Origin of the sequence: Oceanibacterium hippocampi (assembly GCF_900172325.1) — a bacterium.
GTDB classification, from domain to species: Bacteria; Pseudomonadota; Alphaproteobacteria; order Sneathiellales; family Sneathiellaceae; genus Oceanibacterium; species Oceanibacterium hippocampi.
In genome coordinates, this window is sequence record NZ_FWFR01000001.1 from 545,383 (window position 1) to 557,792 (window position 12,410).

Annotated in this window: 14 protein-coding genes; 7 read left to right on the forward strand and 7 right to left on the reverse strand. The window is 64.6% G+C overall.

Translation table 11 applies throughout. From position 1 onward, the window contains the following. Both OCH7691_RS02525 and OCH7691_RS02530 read left to right on the forward strand, forming a co-directional pair. Complete coding sequence (locus OCH7691_RS02525; protein ID WP_085881843.1) at positions 1–705, forward strand: dienelactone hydrolase family protein; 705 nt, start codon at positions 1–3, stop codon at positions 703–705. A 21-nt stretch (positions 706–726) separates the two neighbouring features. Further along, the gene (locus OCH7691_RS02530; RefSeq protein WP_085881844.1) at positions 727–1,701 is read left to right on the forward strand and encodes a quinone oxidoreductase family protein; all 975 of its coding nucleotides are present in this window, start codon (positions 727–729) and stop codon (positions 1,699–1,701) included. Between the two features lie 90 nt (positions 1,702–1,791). On the opposite strand, the gene rho is transcribed toward OCH7691_RS02530, so the two are convergent. The 4 genes from rho to hemE form a co-directional block, all read right to left on the reverse strand. Continuing rightward, a complete protein-coding gene (rho, locus tag OCH7691_RS02535) occupies positions 1,792–3,048 on the reverse strand; it encodes a transcription termination factor Rho (RefSeq protein WP_085881845.1) in 1,257 nt (418 codons plus the stop codon). 212 nt (positions 3,049–3,260) lie between these two features. Next, on the reverse strand, positions 3,261–3,710 hold the full coding sequence (hemJ, locus tag OCH7691_RS02540) for a protoporphyrinogen oxidase HemJ (protein WP_085881846.1): 450 nt from the start codon (positions 3,708–3,710) through the stop codon (positions 3,261–3,263). Next, positions 3,707–4,768 carry a ferrochelatase gene (hemH, locus tag OCH7691_RS02545; protein WP_085881847.1) on the reverse strand — a complete coding sequence of 354 codons (1,062 nt, stop codon included), beginning with the start codon at positions 4,766–4,768 and terminating at the stop codon, positions 3,707–3,709. Before hemH ends, hemJ begins: the two co-directional genes overlap by 4 nt. After that, positions 4,765–5,844, reverse strand: a complete 1,080-nt coding sequence (gene hemE, locus OCH7691_RS02550; protein WP_085881848.1) for a uroporphyrinogen decarboxylase — start codon at positions 5,842–5,844, stop codon at positions 4,765–4,767. The genes hemH and hemE overlap by 4 nt, the downstream gene beginning before the upstream one ends. A 548-nt stretch (positions 5,845–6,392) precedes the next feature. Between hemE and OCH7691_RS02555 the strand changes: the two genes are divergently transcribed. Continuing rightward, positions 6,393–7,223: a pyruvate, water dikinase regulatory protein gene (locus tag OCH7691_RS02555; RefSeq protein ID WP_085881849.1), complete on the forward strand. Its 831-nt coding sequence runs from the start codon at positions 6,393–6,395 to the stop codon at positions 7,221–7,223. A gap of 18 nt (positions 7,224–7,241) precedes the next feature. Here OCH7691_RS02555 and OCH7691_RS02560 read toward each other — a convergent pair whose 3' ends face one another. Further along, a complete protein-coding gene (locus OCH7691_RS02560; protein WP_085881850.1) occupies positions 7,242–8,279 on the reverse strand; it encodes a hypothetical protein in 1,038 nt (345 codons plus the stop codon). Between the two features lie 93 nt (positions 8,280–8,372). Between OCH7691_RS02560 and OCH7691_RS02565 the strand changes: the two genes are divergently transcribed. From OCH7691_RS02565 to dnaQ, 4 genes are read left to right on the forward strand one after another with little or no spacing between them, the layout of a single operon-like run. Beyond that, positions 8,373–9,017, forward strand: a complete 645-nt coding sequence (locus OCH7691_RS02565; protein WP_085881851.1) for a Maf family protein — start codon at positions 8,373–8,375, stop codon at positions 9,015–9,017. Between the two features lie 32 nt (positions 9,018–9,049). Next, positions 9,050–9,868: a shikimate dehydrogenase gene (locus OCH7691_RS02570; protein WP_370853101.1), complete on the forward strand. Its 819-nt coding sequence runs from the start codon at positions 9,050–9,052 to the stop codon at positions 9,866–9,868. After that, entirely contained in the window at positions 9,865–10,476 is a 612-nt protein-coding gene (coaE, locus tag OCH7691_RS02575; protein WP_085881853.1) for a dephospho-CoA kinase, read from the forward strand. Before OCH7691_RS02570 ends, coaE begins: the two co-directional genes overlap by 4 nt. Before the next feature lie 4 nt (positions 10,477–10,480). Continuing rightward, positions 10,481–11,152: a DNA polymerase III subunit epsilon gene (gene dnaQ / locus OCH7691_RS02580; RefSeq protein ID WP_085881854.1), complete on the forward strand. Its 672-nt coding sequence runs from the start codon at positions 10,481–10,483 to the stop codon at positions 11,150–11,152. A 37-nt stretch (positions 11,153–11,189) separates the two neighbouring features. Here the strand turns inward: dnaQ and secB are convergent, their stop codons facing one another. Together secB and OCH7691_RS02590 are read right to left on the reverse strand one after the other, a co-directional pair. Beyond that, positions 11,190–11,708, reverse strand: a complete 519-nt coding sequence (secB, locus tag OCH7691_RS02585) for a protein-export chaperone SecB (RefSeq protein WP_085881855.1) — start codon at positions 11,706–11,708, stop codon at positions 11,190–11,192. A gap of 96 nt (positions 11,709–11,804) precedes the next feature. After that, positions 11,805–12,335 carry an FxsA family protein gene (locus OCH7691_RS02590; protein ID WP_085881856.1) on the reverse strand — a complete coding sequence of 177 codons (531 nt, stop codon included), beginning with the start codon at positions 12,333–12,335 and terminating at the stop codon, positions 11,805–11,807. Between the last annotated feature and the right edge of the window lie 75 nt (positions 12,336–12,410).

The following is a 12,410-nucleotide window of genomic DNA, read 5'->3' on the forward strand; positions in this document are numbered from 1 at the left end:
ATGGCCGGACAGGACATTTCCATCAAGACGGACACGGGCGAGTCCTTCGTGGGCTACCTGTCACTGCCCGCGTCGGGACAGGGCCCCGGCGTTGTCGTCATCCAGGAAATCTTCGGCGTGAACAAGGTCATGCGCGACATCGCCGACACCTACGCCGCCCAGGGCTATGTCGCCCTCTGCCCCGACCTGTTCTGGCGCATCGAACCCGGCATATCGATCACCGACCAGACCGAGGCGGAATGGAAACAGGCCTTCGACCTGTTCCAGAAATTCGACGTCCCGGCCGGCGTCAAGGATATCCAGGCAACGATCTCGCATCTCAGGAAGCAGTCCGCCTGCACCGGAAAGGTCGGCGCGGTCGGTTTCTGCCTGGGCGGCCTGCTCGCTTACTTGAGCGCCACCCGCACCGATTCCGATGCCTCCGTCGGCTATTACGGGGTCGGCATCGAGAGCAAGCTGGACGAGGCGGCGAAAATCAGCCGCCCATTGATGCTCCATATCGCCGGCGAGGACGAATATTGCGGCAAGGAAGCGCAGGCGCAGATCCATGCCGGGCTCGACAGCCATTCCAGGGTAACCCTGCACGACTATCCCGGCATGAACCATGCCTTTGCCCGGAACGGCGGCGCCCACTATGACAGCGCCGCCGCGACCCTCGCCAACAAGCGGACCGGCGATTTCTTTTCCGCCCATCTCAGCGCCTGAACCGACGGAGCAGACACGACAATGACCAAGGCATTCACCTACGACCGTTTCGGCGGGCCCGAAGTCCTGAAATGGGCCGACGTCACGATCGGCAATCCCGGCCCCGGCGAAGCCCTGGTCCGCCACGACCATGTCGGGCTCAATTTCATCGACACCTACCACCGCACCGGCCTCTACCCGGTCGAGCTCCCGTCGGGGATCGGCATGGAAGCCGCCGGAACGGTCGAGGCCGTTGGCGACGGGGTGACCGAGGTCGCGCCCGGCGACCGGGTCGCCTATGCCGGCGGACCGCTCGGCGCTTACGCGGAAGCGCGCCTGATCCCTGCCCACCGCCTGGTCAGAATGCCGGCCGTCGTTGATACGAGGACCGCGGCGGCGGCCATGCTGCAGGGCATGACCGCGGAATATCTGCTGCGCAGGACCTTTGCCGTCCAGCCCGGCCAGACGATCCTCTTCCATGCCGCGGCCGGCGGCGTTGGCCTGATCGCCTGCCAGTGGGCCAAGCATCTGGGCGCCACCGTCATCGGTACCGTCGGCAGCGACGAGAAGGCCGAGATCGCGCGGGCGAACGGCTGCGACCATGTCATCGTCTACAGCCGCGAGAATTTCACCGACCGGGTCCGCGAGATCACTGGCGGTGCTGGCGTGCCGGTGGTTTACGACGGGGTTGGCAAATCGACTTTCATGGGGTCGCTGGACTGCCTGAGCCCGCGCGGCATGATGGTCAGCTTCGGAAATGCCTCGGGTGCCGTGGAGCCGTTCAATCTCGGCCTCCTGTCACAGAAGGGTTCACTTTACGTGACCCGGCCGACGATGATGACCTATACGGCAAAGCGCGAGGACCTGGTGGCAACCGCCAGCGCGCTCTTCGACGTGATCGCGAATGGCGCGGTCAAGATCACCGTTGGGCACAGCTATCCGCTGGCCGAGGCTGCCGAGGCACAGCGCGCGCTCGAAGCCCGCGAAACCACAGGTTCCGTCGTCTTCGAAGTCTGATCGGGAAAGCAGGACGCAGGGTCCCGGCGACGGGAACGGCGGGGGCGGCAGCCGGCGAAAAACGCAAGGGCCGACCCCCGACCCGTTCGGTCAGGTATTCATCGAATCGAAGAATTCGTCGTTCGACTTGGTGTTCTTGAGCTTGTCGAGCAGGAACTCCATGGCGTCGACCGTGCCCATCGGGGACAGGATCCGCCGCAGCACCCACATTTTCGACAGCGTCGAACGGTCGACCAGCAGCTCTTCCTTGCGGGTTCCGGACCGGGTGATGTCGATTGCCGGGAAGGTGCGCTTGTCGGCCAGCTTGCGGTCGAGGATGATCTCGGAATTGCCGGTACCCTTGAATTCCTCGAAGATCACCTCGTCCATGCGGCTACCGGTATCGATCAGCGCGGTGGCGATGATGGTGAGCGAGCCACCCTCCTCGATATTCCGCGCCGCGCCGAAGAAGCGCTTCGGCCGCTGCAGGGCGTTCGCATCGACACCACCGGTCAGCACCTTGCCCGAAGACGGCACGACGGTGTTGTAGGCACGCGCCAGGCGGGTGATCGAATCCAGAAGGATCACCACGTCGCGCTTGTGTTCGACCAGGCGCTTGGCCTTCTCGATCACCATTTCCGCCACCTGGACGTGGCGCTGCGCCGGCTCGTCGAAGGTCGACGAAATCACCTCGCCCTTCACCGAGCGCGCCATGTCGGTCACTTCTTCCGGGCGCTCGTCGATCAGCAGGACGATCAGGTAGACTTCCGGGTTATTCGCCGCGATCGAATGGGCGATATTCTGCAACAGCATCGTCTTGCCGGTCCGGGGCGGCGCGACGATCAGCCCGCGCTGGCCCTTGCCGAGCGGCGAGACGAGTTCGATCACCCGAACGCTCGGAACCTTGAGCGTCGGATCGGCCAGCTCGAGCCGGATCTTCTCGTCCGGATAGAGCGGCGTCAGGTTGTCGAAATGGACCTTGTGTCGGACATTGTCCGGGTCCTCGAAATTGATCTGGTTGACCTTGAGGAGCGCGAAATAGCGTTCACCCTCCTTCGGGCTGCGGATCTGGCCTTCGACGGTATCGCCAGTGCGCAGCGAGAAGCGGCGGATCTGCGACGGACTGACGTAGATGTCGTCCGGTCCCGGAAGATAGTTCGCTTCCGGCGAGCGCAGGAAACCGAAGCCGTCCTGCAGGATTTCCAGCACGCCATCGCCAGTGATGTCGACATTCTGGTCGGCGAGCGACTTCAGGATGGCGAACATCATGTCCTGCTTGCGCAAAGTCGAGGCGTTCTCGACCTGCAATTCTTCGGCGAATTCGAGCAATTCGGTCGGCGATTTGCTCTTGAGCTCCATCAAGTTCATGACTGTGGCGTCTGTTTTTTTGGCGGGCTAAGGGAGGCGCATCAGGAGAGGGAAGACTCCAAGACGCATGCGATAAAGGCGGCGTACCGGACGCAATCCTTGCGGAAAAACGTTGATTTCAGATGAAAGGAAACGTGTTTGCCCGAAGATGACCGGCAGCGACCTTTACCATGAACGCCGAATCTTCCCGAGTCAAACGGAAAGTCCGGAGTTTAAAAGGGTTTGACGACGACCATGACGACGACAAGCACCATCAGAACGGTCGGAACTTCGTTCATCAACCGGTAGAATCGGGCGCTGTGACGGTTCCGGTCAGCGGCGAAATCGCGCCGCCAGCGGGAGAAGGCGCCATGCACGCCGGACAGCACCAGAACCGCGCCGAGCTTGGTCCAGATCCAGCCGCTTCCCCAGTCCACGACGCCCGGCGTCGCCAGCAGCATGCCGCCAAACAGAAAGGTTGCGATCATCGCCGGGTTGATGATGGCGCGCAGAAGCCGCCGTTCCATCACCTTGAAGGTCTCGAACTGGGGCGAGTTCGGTTCGGCATCGCAATGATACACGTAAAGCCTGGGCAGATAGAACATGCCGGCCATCCAGGCTATCACGCTGATGACGTGCAGCGCCTTGGTCCAGGGATAGATCCCGGCGAGAAAATCGGTCATCGCAAGGCTCCGGAAACTGCCTGAAGCGGGCATTGTCCATGATCTGCCGGGCAGCGCCGCACCCCGTCCTGGCTGGCGATCCCGGCCGGCCCGGCGAGTGAGCGTCTGACCAGCCCGGCGAGCGCCGACACATAGGTCTCCGAGGCATTCAACGCCGGAACCCGGAAATAGCCCGGCACGCCGCTTTTCCGGGCGAGTTCGCGATACTCTATATCGAGTTCGACGAGGGTCTCGGAATGCTCCGAAACGAAGGCGATCGGCACGATTACCAGGGAGGTACCGCTCTCACCCGCCCGGCGGATCTCGTCGTCGGTCGAGGGGCCGATCCATTCAAGCGGCCCGACCCGACTCTGGTAGCAGACCTTCCAGTCGAGTCCTTCCCGGTCGAGCCCGCGAACCACGGCGGCGGCTGTTTCCTCGACCTGCCACTGGTAGGGATCGCCGCCGGCGATGACCTTCTTCGGCAGCCCATGCGCGGAGAACAGGACGCGGACCGGACCATCGCCCGCCTCTCGGAGCATGGCGGAGAGCGCGTCGACGTGACCGGCGATGAAGTCCGGCTCGACCGGGTAGCAGCAGATGCCGCTGGTCGCCACGGTCAGCCCCGCCTTCGCCGCCTCGTAATGCCATTCCAGGAGCGACGAGCCGGTCGTCGTGGTGGAATATTGCGGATATAGCGGCAGCAACACGATGCGATCGGGCGCGAAGGCCTTCACCCGGGCAACCATCTCGGCCGCCCGCGGATGCCAGTATCGCATGGCGACAAAGACACCGACGTCGCCAAGTTCGCCGAGCGCGGCCTGCAGGGCCTCGGCTTGCGTTTCGGTAATCTCGCGCAGCGGCGAACGGCCGCCGATCTCCGCATAGATCGCCTGGGCTGTCCTTTCGCGCCGCGAGGATATCAGTTTCGCCAGCACCCAGCGGAACGGGTTCGGCAGCGAAATGATCGCCGGGTCATTGAAGAGATTGAACAGGAACGGCTTCACCGATTCCGGCCGGTCGGGGCCGCCGAGATTGAACAGAACGACGGCAATCCGTTCGTTCGCCCTGCCGTTCATCCGTTCCTGCCTGCCAATTCGCGCACCGTCGCGACAAGCTCGCCGACATGTTCCGGCGGCGTCGGCGGCACGATCCCGTGCCCGAGATTGAAGATGTGCGAACGGCCTTTCATGGCCTCCAGGATCGTCGCGATACCCTCCCGCATCGGCTGGCCACCTGCGACCAGCAGGGCCGGATCGAGATTGCCCTGCAGCACCCGCGCATCGTTCAGATTCTCGCGGGCCCAGGCAAGCGGCATCGCCGAATCGAGGCTCACGCCATCGACCCCCGTCTCGGCGGCATAGCCGAGCAGCAGCGGACCGGCGCCGCGTGGAAAGGCAATCACGGGAACAGTCGGACATTGTGCGCGGAAACGCTCGACAATCGCCTTGACCGGGGCAACGCACCAGCGACGGAAGGCCGCTTCCGGCAGGACGCCGGCCCAGGTATCGAAGATCTGCACCACTTCCGCCCCGGCCCGTACCTGGGCAACCAGGTAGTCGGCGGTCGCCTCGACCAGCCGGTCGATGAGGGCGGCAAAGCCCGGCTCCTCCCCGAATGCCCAGCGCTTGACAGTCAGGTAATCCTTCGATGAGCCGCCCTCGACCATGTAGGTTGCGACGGTCCACGGCGCCCCGGCAAAGCCGATCAGCGCGCACTCGGACGGCAGTTCGCGGGCCAGGATACGCAGCGTTCCCATGACCGGTTCGAGCTTCTCGAGCATGCCCTCCGGACGCAGCACTGCAAGATCGCCGGCCTTGCGGATCGGTTCCAGGCAGGGGCCCTCGCCTTGCTTGAAGGCGACATCCTGGCCAAGCGCGTGCGGGATCAGGAGAATGTCGGCGAAAACGATCGCGGCATCGAAACCGTAACGCCGGATCGGCTGGAGCGTGACCTCGGCGGACCGCTCGGAATCGTAGCAGAGATCGAGAAAACCACCCGCATCGGCGCGGACAGCCCGGTATTCCGGGAGATAGCGTCCGGCCTGGCGCATCAGCCAGATCGGCGGCGGTGTGCGCTGATCACCGGCCAGGACCCGAAGCAGTGGCTTCGCGACACGTTCGGCGGTCGATTTCACCTGTTCGGCGTTCGGCATGGGACAGGGATTCCAGCGCTTCGTGGTCCGGGCCGAGTTCCGGCCGGTGTCTCGTCTGCCATCCGGGTCTAGCCGCTAATGCGCCCAAGTTCCAGCCCGTTCTGTCATTCATCCAAGGCAACTCGATGGTTATCGCGCACGCCGGCATGGCCGGCATGAACGCGCCGTTCTACCTTTCTTGTTTTTTAGATTCTTAAGGGGGTAGAGGTAGTGAATCCCTGTGGATAACGAGGATTGTTTGCTGCCCACAGATTCGTCCCGGTCGGCGTCGGATGACGTCGGGGGCGCGCCGCGGTCTGTGCACGGATCGCTGCAAAGCGAGGCCCGGTGCCGCGTGGAAAACCGGGAATCACGGTGAGAAGTGTTCGGCGCGCGATGGCTCTGCCGGTTATCCCGGTGATGCGCACGGCGACATTCGGTATTTGCAGAAGGGGACGATGCCGACTACAGAAAATGCAAGACGTGCATCCTTTCCCCGAGCGAACGCGCGGCGGCACGGTTATCCACGTCCAGGACGTTTCATACACAGGTTCCGTGAAAATCCCGCCATGGCCCAATTCCACCTGCATCTGATCTCGGACGCGACCGGAGAGACCCTGCACGCGATTTCGAAGGCCGTTCTCGTGCAGTTCGAACAAGCGAGCGCGATCGAACATGTCTGGTCGCTGGTTCGCAGCGAACGCCAGCTCAAGGCGGTGATCGATACCATTGCCGGTCGGCCGGGCATCGTCATGTTCACGCTGGTGGATTTCAAACTGCGCGAGATTCTCGAAGAGGCCTGCAAGAAACTGGCGATGCCCTGTGTCTCGGTGCTCGATCCGGCGATGGCTGTGGTTTCCGCCTATCTCGGCGCGACAAGCCGCGGCCTGCCCGGCCGCCAGCACGAGATCGGCGACGAATATTTCAACCGAATCGAGGCGATGAATTTCGCCATGACCCATGACGACGGGCAGTTTCCCCAGCGTCTTGCGGAATCCGACATCATTCTGGTCGGTGTATCGCGGACTTCTAAGACACCGACCTCGATCTATCTCGCCAATCGTGGCGTGAAAGTCGCGAACGTGCCGTTCGTCCCGAACATCCCCCTGCCACCGGAATTGTTCGAGCTGACCCGCCCACTCATCGTCGGGCTCACGACCAACCCGGAAGTCCTCATCGAGATTCGCCGGAACAGGCTGCTGTCGCTCAAGGAACGCAGCGTCACCGATTATGTCGATCCGGAAATCGTGCGCGAGGAAGTGGCGACGGCCAAGCGTCTCTTCGCCCGTCATGGCTGGCCGACCATCAATGTCGCGCGGCGCTCGATCGAGGAAACCGCGGCGACGATCCTCAATCTTTATAATCGCCGCGCCGAGGAACGTCTCAACGGCGGCAAGTGACGCGGGGCCGGATGCTGTCTATTCGAGCCAGCTGAACGGCACCGCTTCGCCGTTTCCGTCGATCAGGTATTCGCCGGCGACCCGCAGCCAGGCGCTGGTCAAGCTATGATCGATGACGCCGCCCTTGCGCCCGAAGGCCTCGGGCGTGCGCTCCAGTTCAAGGCGGAACACGACGATCGACAGATCGTCTTCCGGCTCGCTGGCGACTGCAAGGCTGTGTCCGGTTGCCTGCTCGATCGCGGCGAGCCGCTCGCTCGGAACGGCCAGCAGCATGTGCTGGCGGATGCGCGATGTCTCGTCGAGCACGGTGAGCCGGCAATCCTCCTGGCTGGAAACAAAGACCGAAAAGCGCTCCAGATGGGCACTGAGCAATTGCGTGGCCATCGCGGCCGCGCCCTTCCGGCCCGACGCCGTCGGCCCAAAACCGTGATATTCGAAGAACTTGGTCTCCAGCGCCTCGACAAAATCCTCGCCACGCTCGAACAGGCGCCGTTCCAGGTAACCGAGCTCGATGCCGAGCTGTTTGATGGCGTTGTCGGTCAGCCGCTCGACCTTGACATGCATGTGGCTGATCCGTGCCGGACCGACCGGCTGGCCCTGGAGAATCTCGCGATCCAGCATCAGTGCATAGTCGAGGGTGGACAGCCGCGCCAGCAGGTCGTCCGCCCGGTCGTGGTCGAAGGACGCGTCTTCCGCCTTGTAATGCGGGACAATGACCGGCGAAGCGAGCCGCTTGATATTGCTCCAGGTTACGCGATTGCTGTTCCGCAGCCGGAAATGCTTGTTCAGGCTGCGCGGCATCTGGCCGTCGAGCAACAGGACCAGCGCGGTATTCTGGAAACGCTGCTCTGCAGCCGGTTGCTGTTCCCAGGGAAGGATTTGGTTCGGGGCCGGGAAGGGATAGGGCTTGCCGTGGCGACGAAAGTTGTCGTAGCTCTCAATCAGGGTGTGCTGGATCAGGCGCGAGGTGACGCGCGCCTTGGCCGCCAGGAAGTGATCCGCGACGCGTCCGGGGAAGGCGACAACCTTCGGTTCTTCTGACTGCGGATCGTCCATCGTCACCTGAGTGCTGAAGTTGCGCGACGTGTTTTGTACATAGGTTGGTTATCGCCCATTAAGGCCCTGAAATACAAGTCATATTACTGGATCATGACGGATATATCGGAACAGTTATCCACAAATTTTTCCCAATCGGGTGCAACCCGCGTCGTCCTGGCGTCGGCCAGCATCGCGCGCGCGCGCCTGCTTTCGTCGGCCGGTATCGAGGTGACCCGGCAACCGGCCGCCGTCGACGAGGAAACGATCAAGGAAAGCTTCCGTCATTCCGGCGCCGCGGCGATCGACGCGGCCCAGGCACTGGCCGAACTGAAGGCGCGCAAGATCTCTGCCCGGGAACCCGACGCGCTGGTGATCGGCGCCGACCAGATACTCCGTGCCGGCGAGGACTGGTTCGACAAGCCTGCAGATCGTGCCGCCGCGCGGGCGCAATTGCTCCTGCTCCGCGGCCGGGAACACCGCCTGGAAACAGCCGTGGCGGTTGCCCGCGGCGGCACGGTCATCTGGCATCATCGCGAAAGTCCGAAACTCGTCATGCGGGATTTCTCCGAACAGTTCCTCGACGCGTATCTCGCCCATGCGGGTGATGCGATCCTGCAAAGCGTGGGCGCCTATCACCTGGAGGGGATCGGCGTGCAGCTCTTCGGCAGGATCGAGGGCGATTATTTCAGCATTCTCGGGCTGCCGCTACTGGCTCTTCTGGGCTTTCTGCGCCAGAACCGGGTCGTCGGCCAGTGAGGTTGTCCGGAAAGGCCCGTGTCGCCGGCGTCATGGGTTGGCCGGTCGCGCACTCCCGTTCGCCGCGGCTGCACGGCTACTGGCTCGCGCATTACCGGATCGACGGCGCCTACATCCCGCTGGCGGTCAGGCCCGAAGCGCGGGAAGCCGCTTTCGCCGGTCTGCGTGCGCTGGGCCTTGCCGGCTGCAACGTGACCATTCCCCACAAGGAGGCGGCGCTTGGCCTGGTCGACGAGCTTGACGATCAGGCCCGACGGATCGGCGCGGTCAATACCGTCATCGTCGGCGACGACGGCCGGCTGATCGGGCGGAACACCGATGCCTTCGGCTTTCGCGAGGCCCTGCTGGAAGGCGCTCCTGCCCTGGCGCCGGAAGGCGGCGTCGCGACCGTGCTGGGTGCCGGCGGAGCCGCCCGGGCGATCATCGTCGCGCTGCAGGATCTCGGGCTCGGCGAAATCCGCGTCGTCAATCGCGGTCTTGACCGCGCGCGTGCGCTGGCCGCGGAATTCGGCCGGCCGGTTGAGGCGGTCGTCTGGGATGAGCGGGCCGGCGCGCTGGACGGCGCCGGTCTCCTGGTCAACAGCACCAGCCTCGGCATGGCCGGATCTGCGCCGCTCGAACTGGCGCTCGATGCCCTGCCGCCTGCCGCGACCGTCATGGATATCGTCTATACGCCGCTGGAAACACCGCTGCTGGCCGAGGCGCGGGCGCGCGGCCATCGGGCGGTCGACGGCCTCGGCATGCTGCTGCACCAGGCGCGGCCCGGGTTCGAGGCCTGGTTTGGCCACCGCCCCGAGGTGACGGCTGCGCTGCGCGCCCATGTTCTGGACGACGGGAACGAGACGGCATGAAGACGATCGGCCTGACAGGCTCCATCGGCATGGGCAAGAGCACCGTCGCCGGCATGTTCCGCGCGCTTGGCGTGCCGACGTATGACAGTGATGCCGCCGTCCACGCGATCTATGCCAGGGGCGGCACGGCGGTCGGGCCGATCGGCGCGGCCTTCCCGGGCACGATCCGCGACGGTGCTGTCGACCGCGCGGCGCTGAGCGCCTGCGTCATCGGCAAGCCGGAGGAACTTGCCCGGCTCGAGAAAATCATCCATCCGCTGCTGTCGGAGGGCCGCAAGGCCTTTCTCCGCGACGCCGAGGCGTCCGGCAAGGCGCTCGCCCTGCTCGACATCCCGCTGCTCTTCGAAACCGGCGGCGAGGCCCGCGTCGATATCGTGGTCGTGGTCAGCGCTCCGGCTGATATCCAGCGCGAGCGGGTGATGAAACGGCCGGGCATGACGGCGGAGAAGTTGGACGCCATTCTCGCCCGCCAGACACCCGACGCCGAGAAGCGGGCTCGCGCCGACTGGGTGATCGAGACCGGCGGCTCGCTCGATGATACCCTGAACCAGGTCACCTCACTCGTGCGACGCCTGACCGGCGCCGACGACCAACGGCAGGAAAGCTGACAACGTGCGCGAAATCGTCCTCGATACCGAAACAACCGGCCTCGATCCGCGATCGGGCCATCGCATCGTCGAGATCGGCTGTGTGGAGCTGGTCAACCTGATGCCGACCGGCCGGACCTTCCACCGCTATATCGACCCGGAGCGGGACATGCCGGCCGAGGCCTTCGCCGTGCACGGCCTGAGCCGGGAATTCCTGAGCCAGCACAAGGTCTTCGCTGCCGAGGTCGACGCCTTCATTGACTTCGTCGGCGATGCCCGTCTGGTCATCCACAACGCCAGTTTCGACATGAAGTTCATCAATGCCGAGCTGGAACGCCTCGCCCGGCCGCAACTGCCGATGTCCCAGGCGCTCGACACCGTCCAGATGGCGCGCGAGCGCTTCCGTGGTGCGCAGGTAAGCCTCGACGCCCTCTGCCGGCGCTTCAATATCGAGAGCTCGCACCGCGTCAAGCACGGGGCGCTGCTCGACGCCGAGTTGCTCGCCGAGGTTTACCTGGAACTGACCGGCGGCCGCCAGCCGGGCCTGTTGCTGGGCGCCAAGGCCGGCGACACTGAGACAACCACGACGGCGCCGCGCCGCGAATGGCCGCGCCGCCAGTTCGCGCCGGCCGAGGCGGAAATCGCCGCCCACGATGCCTTCGTGGAGAAGCTCAGCGATCCGATCTGGCGGCGCTGAGCCTGCCCGCGGCCGGATCCGCGTTCGCCGTTGTCTCTCAGGCGTCGGCGCTCGGCGTGCCGGCACCCGTCTGCTGGGCCTGCTGCAGTTTCTGCTGGCGATAGAGCGAGGTGAAATCGATCGTTTCCAGCATCAGCGGCGGGAAGCCGCCGTCGCGCGTGACATCCGACAGGATGCGCCGGGCGAAGGGAAACAGGATGCGCGGGCACTCGACCATGCAGATCGGCTCGATCGCCTCGTTCGGGAAATTCTCCAGCGAGAACAGCCCGGCATACTGAAGCTCGGCGAGAAAGCCGACATCGTCACCCTGCTCCGCACGGGCATTGACCGTCAGCACGACCTCGAAGGTGCTCTTGTCGTCTAGCTTCTGCGCCTTGACGTCGACATTGACGAGTATCTGCGGCTGCGGCTGGCCCTGGCGAAGGCTGTGCGGCGCCCGGGGATTCTCGAAACTCAGATCCTTGACATACTGCGCCAGAACCGCCAGCCGGGGCTGCTGCTGCGGTTGCCCGCCCGTCGCTGCCGCGGCGGCGCCGTTTGCATGCTCGTCGCTCATGGAATGGTCCGCTCCTTGTCCGTATGGATGACGCCTGCCCCGCTCGGGCGCGGCCGTTGGCTAGCATGATTGGACGCTGCTCACAAGCCGCCGGGTTCAGCCGCGGGGCGGAAGCGTCGGACGTTCGTCCGCATCGTCCTTCCCGCCGGCGCCGTCCGGCCCGGTCTCGTCGACGACGTCATACTCGCCGTCGATCACGCCCGGCCGCCGCTGGCCGTCCGGGCGTTGCGGTCCGCCCGGGCGGAATTCACCGGCCACGAACACGTTGCCGCGTGCCATCAGCCGCCGCATCAGGAAACCGCCGATCGCCTGCCGGAGACCCGGCACGAACAGCAGTAGGCCGAGGGTGTCGGTAACGAAACCCGGCGTGAGCAGCAACGCGCCGGCGAAAATCAGGCAAAGCCCGTCGAAAACCTCGCGTACCGGCATCTCGCCGCGGGCGATCACGGCCTGCGCCTTGCCGAGCGTCGCCAGACCCTGGTGGCGCAGCAGCGCGGTCCCGACGACGGCGGTCGCGATGACGATGGCAAGCGTCGGCCAGAGGCCGATCCGCTCACCGACCTGGATGAATGCGGCGATCTCGATCAGCGGCACCGCGACAAATGCCAGCAGAATGATGGGTGCCACGCTTGTTGAACCTCACTTTTCGATTATCTATCAACTGTCTGCCGATGGTGTTGTACGGTGCGCGCCACTGGACCG

Bases quoted from the DNA above. Each gene is read 5' to 3' on its own strand.
- OCH7691_RS02525 (WP_085881843.1), top strand. From the start codon at position 1: ATGGCCGGACAGGACATTTCCATCAAGACGGACACGGGCGAGTCCTTC.
- OCH7691_RS02530 (WP_085881844.1), top strand. From the start codon at position 727: ATGACCAAGGCATTCACCTACGACCGTTTCGGCGGGCCCGAAGTCCTG.
- rho (WP_085881845.1), bottom strand. From the start codon at position 3,048: ATGAACTTGATGGAGCTCAAGAGCAAATCGCCGACCGAATTGCTCGAA.
- hemJ (WP_085881846.1), bottom strand. From the start codon at position 3,710: ATGACCGATTTTCTCGCCGGGATCTATCCCTGGACCAAGGCGCTGCAC.
- hemH (WP_085881847.1), bottom strand. From the start codon at position 4,768: ATGAACGGCAGGGCGAACGAACGGATTGCCGTCGTTCTGTTCAATCTC.
- hemE (WP_085881848.1), bottom strand. From the start codon at position 5,844: ATGCCGAACGCCGAACAGGTGAAATCGACCGCCGAACGTGTCGCGAAG.
- OCH7691_RS02555 (WP_085881849.1), top strand. From the start codon at position 6,393: ATGGCCCAATTCCACCTGCATCTGATCTCGGACGCGACCGGAGAGACC.
- OCH7691_RS02560 (WP_085881850.1), bottom strand. From the start codon at position 8,279: ATGGACGATCCGCAGTCAGAAGAACCGAAGGTTGTCGCCTTCCCCGGA.
- OCH7691_RS02565 (WP_085881851.1), top strand. From the start codon at position 8,373: ATGACGGATATATCGGAACAGTTATCCACAAATTTTTCCCAATCGGGT.
- OCH7691_RS02570 (WP_370853101.1), top strand. From the start codon at position 9,050: ATGGGTTGGCCGGTCGCGCACTCCCGTTCGCCGCGGCTGCACGGCTAC.
- coaE (WP_085881853.1), top strand. From the start codon at position 9,865: ATGAAGACGATCGGCCTGACAGGCTCCATCGGCATGGGCAAGAGCACC.
- secB (WP_085881855.1), bottom strand. From the start codon at position 11,708: ATGAGCGACGAGCATGCAAACGGCGCCGCCGCGGCAGCGACGGGCGGG.